The sequence below is a fragment of the Candidatus Pantoea formicae genome, from assembly GCF_011752625.1.
In the GTDB taxonomy this organism is placed as follows: Bacteria; Pseudomonadota; Gammaproteobacteria; order Enterobacterales; family Enterobacteriaceae; genus Pantoea; species Pantoea formicae.
In genome coordinates this window covers 206,457-230,404 of the sequence record NZ_VWXD01000001.1, presented here as the reverse complement: position 1 = coordinate 230,404, position 23,948 = coordinate 206,457, and the positions used below count along the sequence as shown (strand labels likewise).

Below are 23,948 nucleotides of genomic sequence, written 5' to 3'. Positions count from 1 at the left end.
TCTCTAACCGGAAGGAAGACGGCTTTGTCTGCTGCTCACTCTGCAGCACCGCGCGGTGCGGTGCTTAATCTACTTCGTCGCTTACATTTTTATATTGGTCTGTTTGTTGCGCCTTTTATCTTTGTCGCGGCACTCAGCGGCACACTTTATGTGCTGACGCCTCAACTGGAAAATCTGATTTATTCCGATGCGTTAACGGTGCATCCCCAAGGCAACGCTCAGCCGCTTTCCGCCCAGATCAGTGCAGCACGCGCTTACGCTGGTGAAAAACAGCACATTTATGCTGTCAGACCAGCACCGGGCCCCACGGATACCACTCGCGTGCAATTTAGTGATGTCTCACTCGGTGCTTCGCAATCCCGCGCGGTGTTTATCGATCCCTATAGCCTGAAAGTCACCGGTGATATGACGGTGTACGGCACCAGTGGTGTGCTGCCGCTGCGTACCACGCTCGATTTGTTGCACAGTAGTTTGTTGTTAGGTGATTTTGGCCGCAACTACAGCGAGCTGGCAGCATCCTGGTTGTGGGTGGCTGCGCTCGGTGGCGTGGTGCTTTGGTTAGGCACACGTCCTAAGCGTAAGCTGAAACGCGCCCGTTCTGGATTGGCTTTCAGTCGCCATTGGCATATCACGCTGGGTCTGACGCTGGTGTTGGGATTGGTGTTCTTCTCGGTCACGGGTTTAACCTGGTCACAGTGGGCAGGTAATAACATTGACCGCTGGCGCACGGAATTGAACTGGCTGACACCGCAGGTCAACACCTCACTGAGTGGCGATGCTGCGGCCACACCTACCGATCCTCATGCTGATCATCACAGCATGCCGGGTATGCCAGATATGGAAATGTCGGATATGGACATGTCCAAAATGTCGATGTCATCGATGGCAAAACCGGTTGCGCAACCCGTGAAACCGATGCCCAACAATCAGCCGGATGGCGATTGGGATCGTGTTCTCAACGCCGCCCGTCAGGATGGACTCAGTGCCAGCAAGCTGGAACTGCGTCAGCCGAAGAGCGCTGATAAAGCGTGGGCCGTGACAGAAATCGATCGCAGCTGGCCGACCCGCGTCGATGCGGTCTCAGTCAATCCGTCAGACTTCACGATTGTCGATCATGTCTATTTCGCCAAGTTCCCACTGGTGGCAAAACTGACGCGCTGGGGCGTAGATGCACACATGGGCGTACTCTTTGGTCTGCCTAATCAGCTGCTGCTGGCATTCTTTGGGTTGGGGCTATGCAGTATGATCGTGCTGGGTTATCGCATGTGGTGGAGCCGCCGTCCCAAACAAATTGAAGCAAGCCCTGCGCAGACCTTGACTGAAGCCTGGCTGGCCATACCGCATTACAGTAAAGGAACATGCTTGATTCTCGCACTGGCGCTCGGCTATGCATTGCCGGTGATGGGCGTAAGTTTACTGGCCTTTGTGTTGGTGGACATTCTGCGCTGGCGTAAACAGCAGCGTGTTCCGATGACGGAAGCGGAAATTCTGGCATCGCAGCAATCTCCGCTCGGTATTATTCGCGCACGTTTTACGGTCAAACGTAAAGAGATGCGCTACTTCCTGCGTGGAGTATGCATTTTGGCGCTGATTGTTGGCACCGTGATGAGTAACGCCATCATTGGCGGTGTGATCGATCAATACGGCATTCCGTTCAGCCACTGGTCACTCACCATGTACATCACGCAAGGGCTGATGATTGCTTTGTACAGCTCAGTGTTTACCGCACTGATGTCGATTCCGTTATGGTATTTCTTCCTGGGCGAAAGTGACCCGCAAGGTAAATAAATAGAGCTGGTGCGCAGGGATGCGCACCGAATCTCTTCTGCATGACTTAAAAGTCCGCTTTGAGCACCACGCGATAATGGGCTTTTCCCGCTCTCACGTGTTCTAACGCGGCATTCACCTGCGACATTGGAAACTCTTCTATCTGCGGGGCGATATCCACCCGCGCTGCCAGCTTCAATAACGCACGCAATTGCGCTGGAGAACCCGTAGACGAGCCGGTCAATGCGCGGTCACCTACAATCAAACTGAACGCCGGAACTTCAAAGGGTTTCATTACTGCCCCTACGGTGTGGAACTTACCCTGACGTGCAAGCGCCTGATAGTAGGGCTTCCAGTCAAGGTCCACTGCCACGGTGCTAATGATCAAATCAAACTGGCCCGTTAGCTCACCCAATGCCTGCGCATCGCGGCTATTGACCACCCGATTCGCACCCATCGCCAGAATTGAGTCGGTTTTGCTGGCGTTAGAACTGAACGCCGTGACCTCTGCGCCCATTGCGCGCAGTAACTTGATAGCCATGTGGCCTAATCCACCGATGCCAATCACGCCCACACGGCTGGTGGCATTGATGTTATGCATCAAAAGTGGCTTAAACACGGTGATGCCACCACACAGCAAAGGCCCTGCTGAAACGATATCCAGCGCTTCCGGAAGCGGTATCACCCATTGCCAGTTAGCACGTAAATGGCTGGCGAAACCGCCATGATTGTTAATCGTCGAGACTTTGCCGGTTTGGCAATTAACCTGGTCACCTGCGATACAGGCATCACAATGCTGGCAACTCTTCGCCGTCCAACCGATGCCAACCCGTTGCCCGATACTGAGCCCTTTGTTTTGTGCTGCATCACCCAGTGCCACCACCCGGCCAATCACTTCATGTCCCGCAATCAGCGGATAGCGTGAACCGCCCCATTCGTTATCAATCATCGAGAGATCGGAATGGCATACGCCGCAGTAATCAACTGCAACCTGCACATCTTCCGCTGCCAATGGACCGGCATCATATTCATAAGGCACCAAGGCCTCACCCGCTTGTAGAGCGGCATAGCTGGAAATCTTCATCGCTGTCCTCAGAGTTTTGCACGAGATGACAACAGCTTAGCAAAATGAAGGGCAATATAATGCTGAATAATCAGGTTATTAGATAGGCAGATGCTGTTAAGAAGGGAGAATAACAAAAGGGTGTGTTGTCAGGGTGTCATTCATCGCGCGTCGGTCGGCGACACGGAGGCTAAATAGAGGCGCGATGAATCGCGCCTCTGCAACTGATGCCTTGGTCGCTTTAGAAATCTGCTTTCAGTACAACGCGGTAATTGGCTTTACCCGCGCGAACATGGTCCAGTGCATCATTGATTTTCGACATCGGGAAAGCTTCGACCGTCGGTGCAACGTCAGCGCGCGAAGCCAACTTCATCAACGAGCGCAACTGGCCTGGCGAACCGGTTGATGAACCGGTTACCGCACGGTCGCCCATGATCAGGCTAAACGCCGGGACCTCAAACGGCTTCATCACTGCACCCACGGTGTGGAACTTACCGTGCGGGGCCAGTGCCTGGAAATAGGGTTGCCAGTCAAGGTCCACCGCAACGGTGCTGATGATCAGATCAAACTGACCCGCCAGTGCATTCAGCGCCTGCGGATCGCGACTGTTCACCACGCGATCCGCACCCATCGCCAGGATAGACTCGGTTTTGCTGGCGTTGGAACTGAAGGCAGTGACTTCCGCTCCCATAGCACGCAGCAGTTTGATCGCCATATGTCCCAGACCACCAATACCGATCACCCCGACACGGCTGGTCGCGTTGATGTTGTGCATCAGCAACGGCTTAAATACCGTGATACCGCCACACAATAATGGACCGGCGGTGGTGATATCCATGGATTCGGGTAATGGAATCACCCACTGCCAGTCCGCACGCAGATGGCTGGCGAATCCGCCTTTGTTCATGATGGTAGGCACTGAACCATTTTCACAGTTGACTTGCTCACCGTTGATGCAAGCGTTGCAGTGCTGGCAGCTTTTCGCCGTCCAGCCGATACCCACACGCTGGCCAACTTTCAGTCCTTTATTCTGCGCAGCGTCGCCCATTGCACTGATGCGACCAATGACTTCGTGACCGGCAATGACGGGGAACGAGGAGATTCCCCATTCGTTATCGATCATCGACAGGTCAGAATGGCACACGCCGCAATAATCGACTTCAACCTGTACCTCTTCAGCTGCCAGCGGACCGGCCTCGTATTCAAAAGGCACCAGCGCTTCGCCAGCGTTCATCGCGGCATAACTTTTGATTTTCATTACTGTCCTCTGTTTCAGCGGTTTCGACCAAGCAGTTTAGCAGAGCGTAATTCAGGGTTATGACGATTAATCAGTCAATTAGACTACAAGCGGCCTATTTGTTGGCGAAAAGCATTAAGCGTTAAAGCGGATCGTGATTGAGTGGCGTACGAAATGCATGCCGTGCAGCTTCAATCAACTGGTTCGCTGTCACGGTAGGGGGCAATCGCGTCAGCACTTTACTTGCCTGCCAGTAGCACAACACCATCAATTCATCTGTTTCGCTTTCTGCCATCTCTTGCAAGCGTTTACGTAGGGTTAACACATCCAATGTTTGCTGCTCATCCACCATCTCCGCAATGGTTTGATTGATAACCTGATGGATGCTTTTCCAGGGAATATCGGCAAACACATTCAACCTCGTTGCTATGTTATTGGCTCCAGGCAAATGAATAAAAAGTGCGGCGTAAACAGCACAAAAAGAAAATTCGAACTGGCATAACTATAGCCGCTTATTTTCTGTCCAGGCGGCACAAGGCCTGACTTTCTTGTAGCTAGCGGATCTATAAAATGATTTTTTCTTTCAGGCAAATTTGCAACAGGAATGCCCTTGTAACAAAAAAGCATAAGTCGGTGCTGGCTGTTGCTGTTCTGTTTTGCCAAATTAAAGCCACCTTTATCCGCAAAACAGGGAATGAAAATGAGTCAATCCACTGCTTTACATGCCGACCCGCTGGTTTGGGGACACGGCCCTAAGGTTTTCGAAGTGTTTTTGGAACCCACCTGTCCATTCTCGGTGCGTGCATTTAACAAACTGGATGCGCTGCTGGCATTGGTAGGCGAAGAAAAAATGACGCTGAAGATTCGACTGCAATCACAACCGTGGCATATGTATTCTGGGCTGATCGTGCGCTACATTCTCGCGGCTTCAACCCTGCCAGAAGGTAAAGCAGCAGCCAAAAAGGTACTGCAGGCTGTTGCCGATCACCGGGAAGAGTTTGAGTTTACCGATCACAGCCATGGGCCAAATATGGACGCCACTCCTCAGCAGATCCTTGAGCGTTTACAGCGCTATAGTGGCGTTGACGCGCAGGCCCCCTTCCTGCGTGCAGAGCTGCAGAACGAGATTAAATGGCATTGTAAGTATTCACGCCAGAACGGTATCCATGTCTCACCCACCTTTATCACCAATGGACTGGTGCAGTTAGATATCGGCAGCGGGGATGATATTGAATCCTGGGCGCAACGCATTCTCGCTTAAGGACTCCGCCCGCTGCGGCGGGCTATCCCTATATTTCGCAATAGATTTCGACTTGCACTGATTGCAAAATTTCTGATAATCGTTATCTACCTAATTATATAGCGAGAAAGGGAATGCAAATTAAGTACCTCACAGCACTGCTGTTAACTGCCGCTGCAGGCCTCAGCCTTCAGGCGCAAGCCAATACCGATATTCGCGTCACTTACGCGGGTTCAATGGGCAAAGTCATGGACCAATCATTAGGTCCGGCCTTTGCTAAACAGAATGACGGCAAGTATGAAGGCCAAGGCCAGGGCGCATACGGTATGGCGCGTCTGCTCGCCAGCAAAAAAATCACGGCTGACGTGTTCGTTTCCATCACGCCAGGCCCAATGCAAATCCTGAAAGATGCGGGATTGATTGATGATGCAGTGCCTGTCGCCAGCACTAGCATGGTGGTGGCTTACAGTCCAAAAGGGAAATTTGCCCAGCAATTCGCACAAGCCAAAGGCACTGATGCCAGCTGGCTGAAAGTGCTGGCAACACCGGGCATTAAATTTGGTCGCACCGATCCGATCAACGATCCGAAAGGTCAGAACATTATCTTTACCCTGCTGCTGGCTGAGAAGTACTACAAGGAGCCGGGAATCGCCGACAAAATTCTGGGTGGTTATCAGAACCCTGCGCAAACGCATCTGGAAGGTGGCCTGCTGGCACGTCTGGAGAGTGGTCAGGTTGATGCCGCTGCAGGTTACGAAAGTGAAGTCATCTCCGCACATCTGCCTTATATGTCCCTGCCGGATGAGATCAACCTGAGCAACCCAGATATGGCTAAACAGTGGTATGACACCGTGAGCTTCAGTGTGAAAGACAGTACTGGTAAAGATAAAGAGCTGCACACCCAGCCGCTGGTGTACTACGCTGCCGTGCTGAAGAATGCGCCTCATGGTACCGCAGCAGGCAAAGCATTTGTGGACTTCATGCTGAGCCAGCCAGGCCAGGCCCTGTTTAAACAGAATGGTTATGCTGCGCCGAAAGGCGGTGCCGTTTACCAGTAATGAAAACCGGTCACGCCACAGCGCTGTGGTTATCACTGCCAGCACTTCTGTTGCTGGCAGTGCCTTTCGTCACTCTGATCGGCATCACGCAGTGGCAGCATATGCATCTGGCCTGGGGTGATGGCAATGCCATCGCCACCTCATTGGGTCTCGGCGCGATTGCGCTGCTGTTAATTTTTATTAGCGGATTGCCGGTTGCGTGGTGGCTCTCTCAGGCGCAAGGTCGTGCGCGCGCCATCGTTGAGCTGCTGGTGATGATTCCGCTCCTTACCCCCCCACTGGCGATGGGTATATTGCTGGTGAGTGCTTATGGTCCCTACAGTGTGCCGGGCGAGTTGTTAGGAAAATTTGGCTGGACGCTGGTCAATAACCCTGCTGCTTTCATCCTCGCGCAATGGTACGGCGCCCTGCCCTATTTCATCACTACCGCACGATCAGCCTTTGCCGGTGTGCCGCAGGATATTTTGGATGCGGGCCGCACGCTGGGTGCATCGTCATGGCAAGGATTCTGGCGTCTGTCTGTTCCGCTGGCGGCACCGGGTTTAGCCTCTGCTACTGCGTTGGCGTGGGTACGTGCGATGGGCGAATTCGGCATTGTGATGATATTTGCCTATTTCCCTCAAGGCATGCCGGTTCAGCTGTATAACAATCTACAGAATGACGGCGTGGATGCCGTGTACGTGCTGTTATGGCTGTTGCTACTCTTTACGTTGCCCGTGCCGCTGTTATGTTTTGTGGCATCCAGACGCGTACATTCGGGCAATACGTCAATCGAGTGATTGCGCCAATATCGCGCCGCGACAGGTGAAGACATCACGCTGTGGCGGCGCCATTTATTGCGCAATGACGACTTACTGAATCGCTTTCAAAGCATCCAGTGCGCAAGCCTCATCAAGATTACCGCCAGGTGCACCACCCACTCCAATCGCACCGATCACCTGATTGCCACGCTTAACCGGGACTCCACCGGCTAACAGCAGAAAACCTGGGACGTCACGCATGTTCTGAGCGCCAGTATTGTTCTGCGCCGTTTCCATCACTTTACCGCTCAGATTTTTGGTACTGAGTGCGGTGTAAGCTTTCATACGACTCGCTTCAACGGTATGTGGACCCGCATTGTCCATACGCTGCACTGCGGTCACTAAGCCCGCGCGATCTACCACGGTGACCGTGACATTGTAGTTTTTCGCTGCACAGGACTGAATCGCGGCGCTGGCCAGCTTTTGTGCCTCAGCCAGTGACAAGTTGGATTCGGTCACCGCGGCTTGGCTGCCAAAAGAAACCCATGCCACCGCAGTAGCGAGTAAAGAAAGGCGAATATTCATGTGTCACTCCTGAGTTATGTTGGGTAACACTTTACGGTGCCATCAGATTGAAAAACATTCGCACGATTACGCGTATTACCAGGTAGTTATACCTGGTTGAGCTGCTGCCATGCGTGAATCAATTGTGCCAAGTTGTCCATTTCCAGTTTAGCCAGCACAGCAGCGCGATGAGCCTCTACCGTTCGTGGCGATAATGATAAGTCACGGGCGATCTCTTTACTGGTCTGCCCCGCAATCATCAGTTGCATCACTTCGCTCTCGCGCGCCGATAACAACGCGAAACGCGTTTGCAGAGCCTGTTGCGACTGCCAGCGAAGTGCCCGCTGCTCGCTCTCTTGCATTGCCTGATGCACGGTTTCGAGTAGCGGTTCAATCTCCAGCGGTTTGGTATAGAACTCAAACGCTCCCTGACGGAACGCGCGGCGGCAAGCTTCAATGGTGCCGTGCCCGGTCATGATAATGACAGGCAGCAGGGGATGCAGCCCCCCCTGCTCTACCAACCAACTCAGGCCACTAATACCCGGCATGCGAACATCCAGTAACAGGCAACCCTGTAGCGGTTCCTCCGCTTGCGTTGCCGCTGCAAACGACGCCAAATCGGCAAAGTCTGCGACGTCATACTCCAGCGTTTTCAAGAGAAAGCCCAGTGATTCACGCACCGATAAATCATCATCCACTAACCAAACTTTTGCGCTCATTCCGTTACTCCGCCAAGGGCAATATAAGGGTAATTTCCGCGCCACCCTCGGCGCGGTTAGCCAGCCGCAGCTGACCATTCATGCGAAGCATCAAGCTCTCTACCAGCGTCATGCCCAGCCCCATGCTTTCGGGTCGTGAGCTGTAAAACGGCATGCAGGCCTGCGCTAATCCTTCGGCAGAAAAGCCGGGGCCGTTATCACTGATGATGATTTTGATTTCGTGTGCAAACAGCTCAGAGGTCACGTTGACCCATGCGTCTGATTGCCCCTGCTGCATGTGAATCGCGTTTTGCAGCAGATTGTGAAACACCTGCTCAAGCCACTGTTCATCACCGATCACGCGTGCATGTTCGTGCCTAAATTGCTGCCGCACCTGCACGTCACCGGTATCCAGTTCTTGTTGCAACAAGACAGTGACCCTGCGCCAGACGGCTTCAGGGCTCACCGCAGTCAATGCCACCGGACGTTCGCTGACAATGTCGCGAAAACGCTGCAGTAAACCGGCCAGTCTTTCGGTTTGCAGGCTGATGGCGTTGAGTGCCTGTGGCAAATTCTGGTGTTTACCTTGGCTGATCAGCAGTTGGCTACTGTGAAGCCAGGTGTTAATCGCCGTCAGCGGCTGATTAATCTCATGGATGATTCCCGCCGTGAACTCACCTAAGGCCTCGCGCCGCGTGCGCTGAAAATAGTCAGCACGTAAACGCATCTCACGGTTTTGCTGCCAGTGCCGCACGAATCCCCAGCCGAGCAAACCGATAACCAGCCATAACAGGAAAGCCAGCAGGAACGGCGCTGCATGTAGCGCGCGCCAATCTGGGTTGGCACTGCCTTTAATTAAAAACGGCTGATAAAGGTTGATAAATGGACGCTGCCACAACCAGCGCGCCTTTTCGGAGTAGGTTGGGGTCAAAATCGCAGGTTGGGCCTGAAGATGAAAGGACAAGGCTAACGCAACCTCAGATGGTTTAACCGCAAAATGAAGATCCACCAGCATGCGGAATTGGCGATAGGGGTTATATAACCAGTAACGCCCCTGATCACTCTCTTCAAATCGTGGCCCCGTCAGTGAACGATTTTGCGTATGTTCAAGCTGCACGATTTGGGGAAATTTCTTGCGTAACTCGACAAGATTTTCGTCACCGGTCAACAAGGGCAACAGCGTTTCGTTCTGCGTTAGATAGGCCGCAATACGATTAAACTGTTGATGGAACTGCGTTTCGCGTTCACGCTGCTGTTGTAAAATTTGGTGGGTAAACACCCCACCCAAGGTCACCATCGTGAGAAGAAACCAGATTAGCCAATACCTTTTAAACCATGGGCGGTGAGTTTGGGGCATAGTTTTCCGTTAATCAGGCAGTAAATTCAGGTGGGGTGTCGATAACGCACATGCGTCCAGTCATGGTTTTGCAACGTTTTAACCTGCTCACTCATCGTATTCAATCTGTTTTGCTAGCTTAGCGCTGATTTCAGAAGTCTTCCTGATACGGCTTTGATTTAGATTGGCTTTTGCGCTGTCGGCGGGTACGAGTGCTACTGTTGAACGGGTGATAAAAAACCCGCCTGAGCGGGTTTGAAAGGATTAGCTGTTGCGCTGTAAATGGCTACTGACGAAGGCTCTACAGCGGTCAGAGATCGGGTCAGTGAACACCTGCTGAGGTGTGCCAGACTCTTCAATCTTCCCTTGATGCAGAAACACGGCTTTATTTGAAACATCGCGCGCAAAGCCCATCTCGTGGGTCACGATAATCATCGTACGCCCCTCTTCAGCCAGGCTACGAATGACCCGCAGCACTTCGCCTACCAGTTCGGGATCAAGCGCCGATGTCGGCTCATCAAACAAAATCGCTTTGGGTTGTTGCGCCAGTGCACGTGCGATGGCCACGCGCTGCTGTTGCCCACCTGAAAGTTGCGAGGGCCAGGCATTGCGTTTTTCATACAGTCCAACTTTGTGTAGCAACGCCTCGGCTTCTTCAATCGCCTCCTTGTTGCTCCGCTTCTGTACGTGCACCGGCGCTTCTATGATGTTCTGCAACACGGTTTTATGCGGCCATAGATTGAAACTCTGGAACACAAACCCAAGTTGCATGCGCATTAATTTAATTCGGCGCTGCTGTTCACGGCTGAGTTTCTCATCCGGGTTGTCGATGGTCACCACCTCCTCCCCTACCGCAATTTCGCCACCCTGCGGCACCTCAAGAAACGGGATACAGCGCAGTAAGGTACTTTTCCCCGAACCACTAGCGCCGATCAGCGAAATCACATCGCCATCTTGCGCCGTCAGGCTGATATCGTGCAGCACCTCATGCCCGCTATAACTTTTTCTGAGATGGCTCAGGGCGATAGTGGGTTTACTCATTGACGTGCTCCAACATGATAAGGGGACAAACGGCGCTCCAGCAGCGCCACTGCTTTACTCACCAATACGGTCAGCAGCAGGTAAATAATGGCCGCGCTGATAAACACCTCTAGCGCACGGAAGGTTTCCGAGACGATAGAATCAGCGATACCGGTCATTTCCATCAGGCTGATGGTACTGACCAGCGATGTTGACTTGATCATCGAGATAATTTCGTTGCTGTAAGCAGGCAGCGCCTGGCGCACCGCGAGTGGCAACGTAATGCGGCGCAGTGTGGTGAAGCGCGACATACCACAGACCTTGGCAGCTTCAAGTGACTGAACGCTGACGGCATTAAGCCCACCGCGCAATATCTCCGAGGTGTAAGCCGCATCATTGAGCACCAGTGCAATCAAGCCGCACCAGTAAGGGTCGCGCAGCAGTGGCCAAAATAGACTTTCGCGCACCGCGGGCAAACTGCCCAATCCGTAATAAATCATGAAGATCTGGATCAGCAGCGGCGTGCCGCGAAACAGCCAAACATAGAAACGCGCAAAAACGCTGCCAAAACGATTTTGGCGTAACAGATTGAGTAATAAAGCCAACACACCGCCGCCCAGCAGCGATAACACGGCCAGGTTAAGCGTCAGCGGCAGACCGCGCAGCAAAGCGCTGAGGGTATGCTGTAAAAACGTGAAATCCATCGTGGCTCCTTACAACCGCGCGCGTTGTTGCCCGCGCATGGCCACTTTTTCCACATAGCGGAAAACAAAATCGGAACAGGTGGTGATGATCAGGTAGATCACCGCACCGACGCTGTAGAAGAAGAACGGCATTTGTGTGGAGTTGGATGCGGTGGAAATCTGGTTCATGGTTTCCACTAAGCCGGTCACCGAAACCAACGCCGACTCCTTGATCACCGATTGCCACTGATTGCCCATTCCCGGCAAGGCGGTGCGCAACGCTTGCGGCACAATCATGCGACGGAACAGCATTAGCCTTCCCATGCCGGTCACCGTAGCGGCTTCCAGCGTGCCTTTCGGGATAGCGTAGAACGCACCACGGAACACGCCGCTTTGATAGGCGCCGGAGATCAAACCGATGGCGATAGCCCCCGCGACAAAGCCATTCACATCGAATGGCCCCTGCATCCCCAACCCTTCACCGATGAAGGAAACCACCTGACGGCCACCGAAATAGAACAGGTAGATCACCAGCAGTTCAGGGACGCCACGGAACAGTGTGATATAGCCATTGGCGAGGCGCTGCTGCCAGCGAGCGCCACCAATCTGCATCCAACAGAGAATGCTGCCAAGCATCGCGCCCAGCAGCCATGCACATAATGAAACGGTGACGGTCACCGTGGCGGCGTTAAGTAAAACGCCGCCCCAGCCTTCGTCACCAAAACCTAACAGTTGCCAATCAATAGTCATAAGCGCTTAGCATTATTCCGCAGGCGCGACGTTCTCGCCGAACCATTTTTCTGACAGCTGCTTCAGAGTGCCATCTTTGATCATCGATACTAATGCGGTATCCAGCGCAGCTTTCAGCTCTGGATTATTCTTCTGAATGGCAATAGCAGAACCCTGCCCTAACACACCACCCGAGAAGCCGTAACCTGTGCTGTTGACTGTGTCGGCGTGTTTTTTCACATAGGCATTCAGGTTAGTGCGTGATGCCATCACCGCATCCACGCGGCCATTCAACAAATCGGCGAAGGTTTCAGGTCCCGCCTGATAAGTGCGAATGGTGGCAACATCGGCCAGATATTTATTCAGGAAATCAGCCTGAATGGTGGCGACCTGGACGGCGATCGTTTTACCTTTGAACTTGGCTTTCAGCGCGTCGATAGCTTTCGTCATGCCCGCATCATCACCCGCTTGTACCACTTCGCCGTTGCCCGGCAGGGTGTCAACCGCACTTCCCTTCAGCGTGACAAAGCCGGAAACGCTCACCGTGTATTGATGGGTGAAATCCACCACTTCTTCACGCTTCGGCGTCACGGTGACGGCATCAATCACCGCATCATATTTACCGTCAACCAAACCCGGGATCATGCCGGACCATTTTTGCGCCACGATTTCATATTTGAAACCTGCACGTTTCGCCAACTCTGCCACCATGTCCGGCTCATAACCGACAATTTTGCCGCTTGGCGTAGATTGGTTAAACGGAGGATAGGCTGCCTCCGTCGCAAACTTCAGGGTGCCAAAATCTTTTGCCTGAACCAGTGTAGAAGCAGCCAGCAGCAACATCCCAGCCGAAGCAGTAAAAAGCCCTTTACGCATCATCATGAAACCTCAGAATTTATTATTGGGAGAGTAAATCTATGGCCAATCGGGCTAATGCCTGAGTGCCTGCGTGAATACTGCGTTCATCGGGTTGATAGTCCGAGTTATGCAGATGGTCATCGCGTCCTGGTGCACCTGAGCCGATATGAATCTGGCAACCCGGCGCGCGTTCGGTAAACAGTGAAAAGTCTTCTGCACCAAAGCTAGCGCTGGGTTTAGCAATGATCGGTTTTCCAAACTGGTGCGATAAAATCGGTTCCAGCGCATCAATCAACGCGTCATCATTCATCAACGGGGGTACACCACGCTGATAATTCACCTCAATACGCGTGTTGAGTGATAGCGCTACGCCCGCACAAATACGTTTAAACGCGGTTTCGATGTGCGCACGTGCTTCAGGGGATTTGGCGCGCACGGTGCCCTGAATCAGACAGCTATCTGAAATGATATTGTGCGTAGAACCGCCGTGAATGTGTCCGATGGTCAGTACCGCAGAATTGGCCGGATCGAGTTCACGCGAAATGATGGTTTGCAGCTGGCTGATGAGGTTGACCGCCGCGATAATGGGATCGGTGCCCATATGAGGGCGCGCCGCGTGTGTCGATTTACCGTACACCACAACATCAAACTCATCGCTTGAAGCCGTGCTCGCACCCCGCGTAAGGGCAATCTCTCCCGCTGCCAGTTCTGGTTTGTTATGCAGTGTGATAGCAAGATCAACCTCTTCAGCGGCACCATCGGCAATCATCGCTTCTGCGCCACTCTCTGGCGTCTCTTCCGCAGGTTGGAAAATCAGCCGCACGGTGCCTTTTAGCTGCGCACGATAGTGCGGCAAAATGGCCGCCACGCCGAGTAGCGTGGCAGTATGAATGTCATGCCCACAGGCGTGCATTTTTCCCGGAAAGGTACTGCTGAACGGCAAGCCGGTTTGTTCGTGAATCGGCAATGCGTCCATATCGGCACGCAGCAAGAGCGTTTTTCCGGGACGATCGCCGACGATATCAACCATCACCCCGGTTCGCCCAACGCCCGTGCTCGGTTTGAGGCCAAGACGCAGCAGTTCCTGCTCGACTAACTTAGCGGTTCGAACCGTATCAAAACCGAGTTCGGGGTGCGCATGAATATCTCGGCGGATGGCAATAAGGTGCGCTTCCATGCTTTCGCTTCTGGCGCTGATATCCCTGGCTAAAACATCTTTAAGGTCGGTCATGTTTGCAATGATCTTTTCAGGCGGTGAAACCTGGCCTTTATGGCATTTTTATTAAGATTGACCTCGTATTTATTCACAGCACCCAGCAGATTGCAACGCGCAATGCTTAGGGTTACTTGCTGAATTTGCGTGAGATTTCCTAATTCACTGCGTAAACAGGATAAAACTTGGCTGTTGCATCATCAGTCAGTCATAACATTCATGATCCCGCGCGGATCATCAGTTTTACTGATTTTGTGATTGAACAAAAATCCAGCTAAGCATGCTCATTTTATCTGCGCGATTAACCACTCACGCACGGCCAAAACCGTGGCATGTTCTTTGAGCCGCTGAGGTGAAACCAGATACCACCCGGCATCCACAGCCATTTGTTGCGCAAATGCAGGCACTAAACGTCCGCTGGCGAGATCGTTCTGTACAAAATGCGGGCTGGTAAGGGCTATGCCTTGCCCATTGATCGCTGCTTCCAATGCCAACGCCGTCTGGTTAAAGCGCAAATGATGTTGATGATGCAAAGTGGCACTGGGGAACATAAATGAGAGAAAAGCCGGCCAAAGATGGTGTCCATCATGCAATAGCGCATACCGCAGAAAATTCTCGGCTTTTTGTGGATTTCCTAGCTTCGCCAAAAGCAGCGGGCTAACCACTGCCAACACGCTCTGTGAAAACAAAAGCGTGGCATCAAGCCCTGCGCCAAACGGCGGTCGGCCATAACGCACCGCCAAATCGACGCCCTCATGATGAAATTGCACCAGCCTTTCAGACGCCAGCACGCGAAGGTCAATATCCGGCCATGTCTGGGTGAATGCAGGTAAGCGCGGTAGCATCCAACGACTGGCAAACGTCGGAGTCACACTCAAGGTTAAGTGGTTCGGTTCTGGTCGTAGCGCGCGCGTCGCTTCATCAATGAGCTCAAAAGCCTGACGGACACTCGTTGCATAACCCGCACCCGCCCCGGTCAATGCCAACGTACGAGGCAAGCGCTCAAATAATTTCAAACCCAGGCTACTTTCAAGCCCACGAATTTGTTGTGCCACTGCACCTTGTGTCACTCCCAGCTCTTCGGCAGCCAGGCGAAAATTGAGATGGCGCGTGACTGCTTCAAAGACCTTTAATCCATTGAGCGGCGGCAGTGAGGGGAATCCCTGACTCATCCTGTAGTTTTCCTATTGTCAATTGCGAATCAGACTGACTCTCTGGTGCTGAATTTAGCCACTATACTGCGAGATATCGATTTTTTTAATCATAAGAGATCAAGATTATGGCAGTAGAAAAAGTCGCAGTGATTGTTGCAGGTGGCAGTGGAATGGGTGCAGCGGCAGCCGAGAAACTGGCTAACGACGGCTTCAAAGTGGCGATCCTCTCCTCCTCTGGTAAAGGTGAGGCACTAGCAAATCGCTTAGGTGGTTTAGGTGTGACGGGATCGAACCAATCAGTGGATGACTTACAGCGGCTGGTTGAGGCGACGATGGCACGTTGGGGCCGCATAGATGTGCTGGTGAATAGCGCTGGACACGGCCCTCGCGCACCGATTCTGGAACTGAGTGATGAGGACTGGCAACGCGGTATGGAAACGTACTTCCTGAACGTGGTGCGCGCCGCGCGTCTGGTGACACCTGTCATGCAAAAACAGGGCGGCGGCAGCATCATCAATATCTCTTCAGCATGGACATTTGAGCCAACCGATCTGTTCCCAACATCAGCCGTCTTTCGCGCAGGTTTAGCGTCTTTCACCAAAATTTTTGCTGACACTTATGCCGCAGACAACATCCGTATTAACAACGTGTTGCCGGGATGGATCGATAGCCTGCCAAAAAGTGATGAGCGTCGAGACAGCGTGCCGCTTAAACGCTACGGTACCTCTGAGGAAGTGGCAGCCACCATTGCTTTCCTGGCTTCCCCCGGCGCGGCCTACATCACCGCTCAAAATATTCGCGTGGATGGCGGTGTGACACACAGCGTTTAATGCGCCTGCAGCCGCGCGGTCAATTGTTCGGGCGGCAGCAATTCAAAGGCTCGCTTCATCACTCGTGCCTCTTCTGCCGGGCTACGCCCAAACATACGCTTAAACTCACGATTGAATTGGGAATCGCTTTCGTAACCCACGCGCGCTGCCGCCCCCGCAGCGGTGAGGTTATCGCGGATCATCATCAATCGCGCCTGATGCAATCGCAATGATTTGAGATATTGCATCGGCGAAGTCTGGGTCACGCTTTTAAAGTGCAGATGGAAACGCGGCACACTCATTCCCGCTTCATTCGCCAAGTGAGGAACATCCAAAGGTTGTCGCCAGTCGGCGTGAATCCGTTGGAGAGCGCGTGCAATACGCCCAAAATGCCCTTGATAGGTCAGTGCAGCGCGCACCGCCCCACCCTGCTCTCCCATCAATACACGAAAACAGATCTCTTCGACACGTGCCGGTCCCAAAACTTTTGCCTCCAGCGGATCGCTGAGGGCTTCAAGCAGCCGTAACGTGCTCTCCGCCAGCGCGTCATTGATGGGCGTGGAGATAATGCCTGCTGGGGGTTCGATGATGGCGCTTTCAACATCGGCAAGTTGTGCCACCAGGCGCGCCACCATTGTCGCATCCAGGCGGATAGCGATACCCAATAACGGTTCTTCCGAGGTCGCTTCAGTCTCGGCAGAAAAAGGCAAAGGCACGGATAACACCAGATAATGGTGCGCATCGTAGCGATACATCTTGTCTGCAAGAAAGGCACGTTTCGATCCCTGACAAATAATGATGATACTCGGTTCATACAACACTGGCGTACGTGCCCATTGTTGATCAGCGCGCATAAAGCGCACGTTATCCAGTAACGATTCGGTATAGCCTTCCTGGCGCGCCAACTGGCGTAACAGATGGCAGGTTTGCCGTTGCACAGGGTTTGACATGACATGAATTCCTGAGAGAGTTTCAGGCAAAGCATAGCGGTGGAGATCGTGTTAATACAATGGCAGCGAGAGAATCAGGCAATGATGCGCCACTATTCGGCCTGTCTCCCTGGATGTTTTTTTTCAACAATGACCTCGTCAACAACACGAGGAGCAGACCATGAATCATATTGAAAAAGTGATTATTTTGACCGGAGCCAGCAGCGGTATTGGCGAAGGCATTGCCCGTCATTTAGCACAACAAGGCCATAAACTGGTGCTCGGCGCTCGACGTACTGACCGTCTGGCAGCGTTATGTAATACGTTACGCGCTGAAGGTGCCACGGTAGACTACCTTGCCACTGACGTGACTCAGCGTGATGACACACAAAAACTGGCTGACTTTACGTTGGAGAAATACGGCCGCATTGATGTGATGATCAACAATGCGGGCGTGATGCCACTCTCGCCGATGAGTTCGATGAAAGTTGATGAGTGGGATTTGATGCTGGACGTAAACGTTCGTGGCGTGCTTTACGGTATTGCTGCTGTGTTGCCAACCATGCAGGCCCAAAATGCCGGGCACATCATTAACATCGCTTCTGTCGGTGCATTAACTGTATCACCCACCGCTGCCGTCTATTGCGCGACCAAATTTGCGGTACGCGCTATTTCTGATGGTTTACGCCAGGAATCCCGCGAACTGCGTGTCACGGTCATCAACCCTGGTGTCGTGGAGTCTGAACTGGCTGACAGCATCAGTGACCACGTGGCGCGTGAAGCCATGAAAAGCTATCGACAGATTGCGCTTAAGCCCGAAGCCATTGCGAAAGCCGTGAGTTGGGCCATTGAGCAGCCTGGCGAAGTCGACGTCAACGAAATCACCGTGCGCCCTACTGCCAGCGGGCATTAAGGGCAAATATTCTTGGCGATTTCAGGCTGAAATTCGTAAAAAACGCTGCGGAGTTTCGCCCATCAAACGCCGGAACATAGAGATAAAGGCGCTGGGACTTTGGTAGCCGAGTTGATTAGCGGTACGCAACACGGTTTGTCCTTGCGCCAGTTGAACCAGCGCTTCTGAGAGACGCAACTGCTGTCGCCACTGGGTAAAAGTGATGCCGGTTTGTTCGCGGAACAAACGCGCAAGCGTCCGCGAGCTGGCCCCCACGCGATGGCCCCACTCTTCCAGCGTATCGCTGCTCGCCGGTGTCGCCAGTAACTGCTGGCAAATGTTCAACAGACGCCGATCGCTCGGCAATGGCAAATTGCACACTGGGCCATCCGGTGCACGACGAATTTCATCCAGCAACAGGGGGGTAATCAACTCAACCCGCGCGATTTCAGGTTGCGATTGTCCTTCAATTTCCACCAGCGTTTGCATCAGCGCCTGCAGCAGGGGGGAGATCAGCATACTGTGCGTCTGCGGCCAAAACGTACGAGCCAGTTTAGGGTCGAGGTATAAACTCGAACTCCGTATATCGCTCAACGCTGTTAACGCGTGGGGTAAAGTGCCCGGCAACCAGAGCGCACGACCCGGCGTTAAGGTCCAGGAAGCCGTTTGCGTTTGAACGCGCATCACGCCCTGCAAGCAAAACACCAGCTGTGCGACTTCATGCGCGTGCCAGCGCTCTTCGCGGCCAGCAAGATAATGCATCTCGCGCGTGGCGAGCAAAGGCAATGCTGGCGTCATTTCCGCCTCACGTGGTTTCTGCAACACCCTTCCACCCTATCCCGTTAATTTGCCGATTCATGTCTGCTCTGCGCGATTCGCTATTAAGACCACGCAAACCCGCCAGCAGGACGCTATCAATTAAAATAGTAATGATTATCATTTGTATCACTAATTGAGGCCATTAGAACATATCGGGGATAAATAAATGCCGGGTCATCGCACCTTTAAGCGCAAGCCACTGAGCGCGCTGCTACTGATTCTGTTCAGCAGCGCACCAGCCTGGTCCGCTGATAATAATAATTCGAATACCACACTGACCGTGACAGCCAGTAGTTCCAGTAGCGACGATGAGGATGCTGACAGCTGGAATCAGGTGGCTAAGAAAGCCGATTCTGTCACGAAAAGTACGCGCCCGATTATCGAAACGCCACAAAGTATTTCGGTCATCACCCAAGCGCAAATGGCCTCACAGGCGGCGTTAAATGTGCCGCAGGCACTGCGCTACAACGCAGGCATTGGGGCGGAGGGCGGCGGAGCCGACTATCGTTTTGACGATATCTATATCCGTGGTTTTGCCGCCGATGAATACCTTGATGGTCTGCGTCTGCCGACGGTGACCTACTGGTCGCGTCCGAATTTCGATACTTTCATGCTGGATCGCGTTGAAGTGGTGAAAGGCCCAAGTTCAGTCACTTTTGGCCAGGCTAGCCCCGGCGGCGTGATTAACATGGTCAGTAAACGCCCGACGGCAGAACCGATCCACCAGATCTTTGTCAGCACCGGCAGTCATAATCTGTTCGAAACCGGGCTCGATCTTTCAGGCGCACTGGATGAAGACGAACACTGGCTTGGACGTATTACCGGCACCTGGTCACGCAACGATACCCAGGTCGATTACACAAAATATAAGCACTACGATATCGCCCCTGCCCTGACCTGGCAGCCGAATGACGACACTCGTCTGACCCTGCTCGGTCAGTTCCGCAAAGATCCTTACACCGGCTTCTATAACCAATTGCCGCTGGAAGGTAGCCTGATTAAGCTGGCGCAGGGCAACTACTCCGATAAATTCTACGGCGGACAGCCGGGCTTCGATTACTATCGCCGTGAGCAAGCCAGCATCGGCTACGATTTTATGCACAAATTTGATGACGTCTGGAGCGTACATCAAAATCTGCGCTATCTGCACACCAGCAGCGATTATCAGATGGTGTATCCAACGGCGACGATTACCGATGGTTCCGCCACGGTGAGCCGCGACAGCATGCGCGTGATTGAGTCGTTTAACGCCTTTGATGTCGATACTAACCTGCAAGGCAATCTCGATACCGGTGACGTTAATCACGCATTAACACTGGGTGTGGATTTTGTGCATGACGACCTGCGCCAGAACAGCGGTTACGGCACGGCCTCAGACATCAGCTACCTTAATCCGGACTACAGCACGCCAGTTGAGTCACCGTCGATTGATTACCACAGCCGTTCCTTCATGACTCAGTTAGGTGTTTACCTGCAGGACAGCATGAAGTGGAACAACTGGGTACTGAATCTCGGCGGTCGCTATGACAAAGCGCAAACCCGCAGTCAGAACTGGGTGAGCGGTTCTCGCACCGAGTTGAATGACTACGCCTCCACCGGCCGCGCTGGCTTGCTGTATCACTTTGATAACGGCATTGCCCCTTACATCAGCTATGGCACGTCATTCCAGCCACAGGCGGGGACGTCTTTTGGCGGCGACCCGTTTAAACCGACCAAAGGTAAGCAGGCTGAAGTGGGTGTGAAGTATCAACCTAACGGCTTTAACGCCCTGTTTAGCGCCGCGCTGTACGATCTGCGTCAAACCAACGTCCTGACTGCCGATCCGAATCACGCCAACTACTCAGTGCAAACCGGCGAGATTCGCTCACAGGGCTTTGAGTTGGAAGCAAAAGCGAATATCACTTCCCGCTGGTTGGTCAACGCGTCCTATGCACTGACCAATCCGAAGGTGCTGTCGGCAAATGATGATACGGAAGGTAAACAACCGGTCTCAATCGCCCGTCAGACTGCCGCACTCTGGACCGAATATGCATTACCTGGCGTACTGGATGGCTTAACCATCGGCGGCGGTGGACGTTATGTCGGCACCAGCTATGCCACCAGCGATAACAGCCTGAAGGTCCCGGCAGCGATGATTTATGATGCGACCCTGCGCTACCGCTGGCAGGATTGGCAGCTCGGCCTTAACCTGCAGAATCTCACCGACAAGCAGTACATCAGCAACTGTAATGACCTCGGCTGTCACTTTGGCTTACGTCGCCAGTTGATCGCCACGGTAAGTTATCAGTGGTAATGAATCGTCGAACATTGATGAAGGGCGCGCTGGCAAGCGCTGCCCTTTTTTCGTTTCCAGCATGGGCGAAGTCTGCGCCGCGCTGGGTGATCCTCGATTGGGGATTAACGGAAATGACACTGTTACTCGGCATTACACCCGTCGGCGTTGCCGCACCTGACTGGTATCGCCGCCTGTTCAGTCAGCCCTCTCTGCCGTCTGAGGTTGCTGACGTGGGATTGCTGTTCCAACCCAATTACGAGACGTTGTTTGAACTGCGCCCCACACAGTTGCTGGTTACGCCCGCGCATCGCATGGCTGAAGCACAGCTCTCTCGCATTGCGCCGCTATCCTACTTTGTCACCAACAGTTCTCAGCCGTGGCAGCAGGCGCAACAGAACCTGCGTCAGTTGGCGAAACTCGCAGATAACGGCCCACGCGCCGAAGTGGTGATGGCAAGTTTGCAACAACGTTTGGCGGTGGCAAGACAGCAGGCGGTACGTTTTAAAGATAAACCGATTTATTTACTGCATCCGCTGGATACATTGCATGTCTTAGCGCTTGGCCCAGGCAGTTTATTTTTTGACGTACTGGCGCTCCTTGAATTACCTCATACCACGCCCTTTGCTGTCGGCGCGCAAGGCTACGCAACGCTGGAACTGGAGCAGTTAACACAACTTCCGTCTGGCTGGCTGGCACTCCTTCCCTCTTGGCCCGAGATTGATCTTACCCCGGTCTTACAGTCTCCGTTATGGCACACGCTGACACGCCCAGATGGACATCGTCTGTTGCCATTGCCGGATGGCCTCTCCACAGAGGGCGGTGTTTTAACGGCGGTACGTTTTGCTGAAGCCTTGGTCAAAGCACTCCAGGAGGCAAATCCGTGAGTCGCCATCCTGCCGTATTAACCCTGGTATTGTTTTGTATTGCGTTGATGCTGTGCCTGGAACAATTAACCCACCAACTCCCGTGGCACGACATCTGGCAGGCTTTGACCGGTTCTGCTCTCCCCTCGCTGGCCCAACAAGTCTTTACGCTGATGTGGCTGCCGCGTCAGGGGATGGCAATACTTTGCGGTTTAGCCCTCGGTTTTACCGGTGTGGTGATGCAGCAGGCGTTACGTAATCCACTGGCGGAACCCATGACATTGGGTATTGCTAGCGGCGCCACGTTGGCACTCTCCCTCACCACATTGATGGCGCCAGCCTGGCTTATTGTTGGTCGGGAGTGGATAGCGCTAAGTGGTGCAATTTTGGCCTTTGCATTGGTGTTTCTGCTCAGTCTACGCCAGGGATTTACCCCACTGGCATTAACCCTAGCCGGAATGTTGGTGAACCTCTATTGCGGTGCAGCTAATTTGCTGCTGTCGATCATCTATGACCGTTCACTGTCGGCCGTGTTTATCTGGGGTGGCGGATCGCTGACCCAAGAGAATGCGCACGCGCTGTGGTGGCTGTTACCACGTTTACTGATTGCTGCCCTTCCCGTGTTGCTGATTATCAGGCCCTTACGCCTGCTGGCGCTGGATGAAAGGGTGACGCGCTCAATTGGGTTACCCGCCGGATGGATACGGGGTATCGCCATACTTTCGGCACTACTGATCAGCAGCCTGGTGATCAGTGTGGTGGGAGTCATTGGCTTTATCGCGCTCGCGGCACCCCACCTGGCCACGCTGGCAGGTGCAAAAGATTTGCGTCAGAAGCTTATCTGGTCTCCTCTACTGGCGGCTGGACTGCTGTGGCTTACCGATCAACTGGTTAGCCGTCTCAACGGCATTGATGGCTTGTTACTCCCCACCGGCATGATGACGGCTCTGGCGGGCGGCCCGCTACTGCTGTGGTTTCTGCCACGCCTGCGCCATATCTTCCAGCCCGATGTGAATGAACCCCAACCTCCCCCCTTTCCTGCCCGTGATTTTGTTCGATGGCCAGTGATCGCGCTGTTTCTATTGATGCTGGCTGTTGCCCTGGCTTTTGCTCATGGCGTAACCGGCTGGCACTGGAATTCGCTGGTGGAAATTAAGGTCATGTTGCCGTTTCGTTTGCCGCGTTTACTGGCCGCTATCGCTGCAGGTGTGTTGCTGGCGGCGGCTGGCGTTATTTTGCAGCGCGTCAGTCGTAATCCAATGGCAAGCCCTGAACTGCTAGGCATCGGTGCGGGTGCATCGCTCGGTATTACCGTACAGCTGTTGCTCTGGCCGATGGCAGGCATGCCGGTGATGATTGCCAGTAGCGCAGCGGGTGCGCTGCTGACCTTAGGGCTCACGCTGTGGCAGGCGCGTCACTATGCGCTCAATCCTCAACGCATGTTGCTCAGTGGGCTGGCGATTACCGCCTTGTTCCAGTCTGTCGCCGCAATTGTGATCAGCAATAACGGCATGGCAGCCGCGATGTTGCGCCAGTTGATGACGGGCTCGACTTACTACGTCAGCACACCCATTGCTTTGATTGCTTTTTCGCTTGCCGTGATTCTGCTGGCGCTGACGCCATTGCTGCGCCGCGCGCTGTTACTGCTGCCGCTCAATCAGATTCCACCTTCGCTAGGCCTCAACGTCACACAATCCCGTTTATTGCTGATGCTGCTCGCAGCAGCAATGACGGGCGCAGCCACCTTAATTGTCGGTCCGCTGTCGTTTATCGGCTTACTAGGACCGCAGCTGGCTCGCCAACTTGGCGCTCGCAAACCCATGGGACAACTGGCACTCGCCACGCTGATCGCAGCGATTCTGATGATGCTTGCGGACTGGGCTGGCAGCAATTTGCTCTATCCACGACAAATCCCCGCGGGCCTGATGGCCACACTGATTGGCGGTCCGTGGTTGGCGCTGTTGCTGTGGCGCCCCCTTAATAGCACAAACTCATAGGAGA

Annotated in this window: 23 protein-coding genes; 9 read left to right on the top strand and 14 right to left on the bottom strand. The window is 53.5% G+C overall.

The window, feature by feature from the left end; translation table 11 throughout:
• Window positions 1-24: 24 nt before the first annotated feature.
• Window positions 25-1,788 (top strand): DUF2534 family protein, encoded by a 1,764-nt coding sequence (locus tag F3J38_RS01190; protein ID WP_167134350.1) that lies wholly within the window; start codon window positions 25-27, stop codon window positions 1,786-1,788.
• A 46-nt stretch (window positions 1,789-1,834) separates the two neighbouring features.
• Here the strand turns inward: F3J38_RS01190 and ahr (F3J38_RS01185) are convergent, their stop codons facing one another.
• From ahr (F3J38_RS01185) to F3J38_RS01175, 3 genes are all read right to left on the bottom strand, one after another.
• On the bottom strand, window positions 1,835-2,851 hold the full coding sequence (gene ahr / locus F3J38_RS01185; RefSeq protein WP_167134348.1) for an NADPH-dependent aldehyde reductase Ahr: 1,017 nt from the start codon (window positions 2,849-2,851) through the stop codon (window positions 1,835-1,837).
• 220 nt (window positions 2,852-3,071) lie between these two features.
• A complete protein-coding gene (gene ahr / locus F3J38_RS01180) occupies window positions 3,072-4,088 on the bottom strand; it encodes an NADPH-dependent aldehyde reductase Ahr (RefSeq protein WP_167134346.1) in 1,017 nt (338 codons plus the stop codon).
• A gap of 121 nt (window positions 4,089-4,209) precedes the next feature.
• A complete protein-coding gene (locus F3J38_RS01175; protein WP_167134344.1) occupies window positions 4,210-4,479 on the bottom strand; it encodes a hypothetical protein in 270 nt (89 codons plus the stop codon).
• A gap of 288 nt (window positions 4,480-4,767) precedes the next feature.
• On the opposite strand from F3J38_RS01175, the gene F3J38_RS01170 reads away from it, so the two are divergent.
• The 3 genes from F3J38_RS01170 (at window position 4,768) to F3J38_RS01160 (ending at window position 7,144) form a co-directional block, all read left to right on the top strand.
• On the top strand, window positions 4,768-5,328 hold the full coding sequence (locus F3J38_RS01170; protein ID WP_167134342.1) for a thioredoxin: 561 nt from the start codon (window positions 4,768-4,770) through the stop codon (window positions 5,326-5,328).
• 113 nt (window positions 5,329-5,441) lie between these two features.
• Window positions 5,442-6,365, top strand: coding sequence for an extracellular solute-binding protein (locus tag F3J38_RS01165; RefSeq protein ID WP_167134341.1), 924 nt, complete (start codon window positions 5,442-5,444; stop codon window positions 6,363-6,365).
• Window positions 6,365-7,144, top strand: a complete 780-nt coding sequence (locus tag F3J38_RS01160) for a molybdate ABC transporter permease subunit (protein WP_167134339.1) — start codon at window positions 6,365-6,367, stop codon at window positions 7,142-7,144. The genes F3J38_RS01165 and F3J38_RS01160 overlap by 1 nt, the downstream gene beginning before the upstream one ends.
• Window positions 7,145-7,216: 72 nt before the next feature.
• Here F3J38_RS01160 and F3J38_RS01155 read toward each other — a convergent pair whose 3' ends face one another.
• From F3J38_RS01155 to F3J38_RS01115, 9 genes are all read right to left on the bottom strand, one after another.
• On the bottom strand, window positions 7,217-7,690 hold the full coding sequence (locus tag F3J38_RS01155) for a GlcG/HbpS family heme-binding protein (RefSeq protein ID WP_167134337.1): 474 nt from the start codon (window positions 7,688-7,690) through the stop codon (window positions 7,217-7,219).
• Window positions 7,691-7,776: 86 nt separating this feature from the next.
• Window positions 7,777-8,388 (bottom strand): response regulator transcription factor, encoded by a 612-nt coding sequence (locus F3J38_RS01150; RefSeq protein ID WP_167134335.1) that lies wholly within the window; start codon window positions 8,386-8,388, stop codon window positions 7,777-7,779.
• A gap of 4 nt (window positions 8,389-8,392) precedes the next feature.
• Window positions 8,393-9,724, bottom strand: a complete 1,332-nt coding sequence (locus tag F3J38_RS01145) for a sensor histidine kinase (RefSeq protein ID WP_167134333.1) — start codon at window positions 9,722-9,724, stop codon at window positions 8,393-8,395.
• Window positions 9,725-9,967: 243 nt separating this feature from the next.
• On the bottom strand, window positions 9,968-10,744 hold the full coding sequence (locus tag F3J38_RS01140) for an ABC transporter ATP-binding protein (RefSeq protein WP_167134331.1): 777 nt from the start codon (window positions 10,742-10,744) through the stop codon (window positions 9,968-9,970).
• Window positions 10,741-11,427 carry an ABC transporter permease gene (locus F3J38_RS01135; RefSeq protein WP_167134330.1) on the bottom strand — a complete coding sequence of 229 codons (687 nt, stop codon included), beginning with the start codon at window positions 11,425-11,427 and terminating at the stop codon, window positions 10,741-10,743. Before F3J38_RS01135 ends, F3J38_RS01140 begins: the two co-directional genes overlap by 4 nt.
• Before the next feature lie 9 nt (window positions 11,428-11,436).
• On the bottom strand, window positions 11,437-12,156 hold the full coding sequence (locus tag F3J38_RS01130; RefSeq protein WP_084933965.1) for an ABC transporter permease: 720 nt from the start codon (window positions 12,154-12,156) through the stop codon (window positions 11,437-11,439).
• 12 nt (window positions 12,157-12,168) lie between these two features.
• On the bottom strand, window positions 12,169-13,017 hold the full coding sequence (locus F3J38_RS01125) for a transporter substrate-binding domain-containing protein (RefSeq protein ID WP_205298082.1): 849 nt from the start codon (window positions 13,015-13,017) through the stop codon (window positions 12,169-12,171).
• A 16-nt stretch (window positions 13,018-13,033) separates the two neighbouring features.
• Entirely contained in the window at window positions 13,034-14,224 is a 1,191-nt protein-coding gene (locus tag F3J38_RS01120; RefSeq protein ID WP_167134328.1) for a M20 metallopeptidase family protein, read from the bottom strand.
• A 266-nt stretch (window positions 14,225-14,490) separates the two neighbouring features.
• A complete protein-coding gene (locus tag F3J38_RS01115; protein ID WP_167134326.1) occupies window positions 14,491-15,378 on the bottom strand; it encodes a LysR substrate-binding domain-containing protein in 888 nt (295 codons plus the stop codon).
• 107 nt (window positions 15,379-15,485) lie between these two features.
• On the opposite strand from F3J38_RS01115, the gene F3J38_RS01110 reads away from it, so the two are divergent.
• The gene (locus F3J38_RS01110) at window positions 15,486-16,190 is read left to right on the top strand and encodes an SDR family oxidoreductase (RefSeq protein WP_167134324.1); all 705 of its coding nucleotides are present in this window, start codon (window positions 15,486-15,488) and stop codon (window positions 16,188-16,190) included.
• Here F3J38_RS01110 and F3J38_RS01105 read toward each other — a convergent pair.
• Window positions 16,187-17,119, bottom strand: a complete 933-nt coding sequence (locus tag F3J38_RS01105) for an AraC family transcriptional regulator (protein ID WP_167134323.1) — start codon at window positions 17,117-17,119, stop codon at window positions 16,187-16,189. The two genes, F3J38_RS01110 and F3J38_RS01105, sit on opposite strands and share 4 nt — an antisense overlap.
• A gap of 160 nt (window positions 17,120-17,279) precedes the next feature.
• On the opposite strand from F3J38_RS01105, the gene F3J38_RS01100 reads away from it, so the two are divergent.
• Entirely contained in the window at window positions 17,280-18,011 is a 732-nt protein-coding gene (locus F3J38_RS01100) for an SDR family oxidoreductase (protein WP_167134321.1), read from the top strand.
• Window positions 18,012-18,032: 21 nt separating this feature from the next.
• Here F3J38_RS01100 and F3J38_RS01095 read toward each other — a convergent pair whose 3' ends face one another.
• Window positions 18,033-18,815, bottom strand: a complete 783-nt coding sequence (locus F3J38_RS01095) for an AraC family transcriptional regulator (RefSeq protein WP_369410974.1) — start codon at window positions 18,813-18,815, stop codon at window positions 18,033-18,035.
• A 160-nt stretch (window positions 18,816-18,975) separates the two neighbouring features.
• On the opposite strand from F3J38_RS01095, the gene F3J38_RS01090 reads away from it, so the two are divergent.
• Genes F3J38_RS01090 through fhuB form a run of 3 tightly spaced genes read left to right on the top strand, consistent with a single transcriptional unit; the run spans window position 18,976 to window position 23,944 of the window.
• The gene (locus tag F3J38_RS01090; protein WP_167134319.1) at window positions 18,976-21,102 is read left to right on the top strand and encodes a TonB-dependent siderophore receptor; all 2,127 of its coding nucleotides are present in this window, start codon (window positions 18,976-18,978) and stop codon (window positions 21,100-21,102) included.
• Entirely contained in the window at window positions 21,102-21,968 is an 867-nt protein-coding gene (locus F3J38_RS01085; RefSeq protein WP_205298081.1) for an ABC transporter substrate-binding protein, read from the top strand. Before F3J38_RS01090 ends, F3J38_RS01085 begins: the two co-directional genes overlap by 1 nt.
• Window positions 21,965-23,944, top strand: a complete 1,980-nt coding sequence (gene fhuB, locus F3J38_RS01080; RefSeq protein ID WP_167134315.1) for a Fe(3+)-hydroxamate ABC transporter permease FhuB — start codon at window positions 21,965-21,967, stop codon at window positions 23,942-23,944. The genes F3J38_RS01085 and fhuB overlap by 4 nt, the downstream gene beginning before the upstream one ends.
• Window positions 23,945-23,948: the final 4 nt, after the last annotated feature.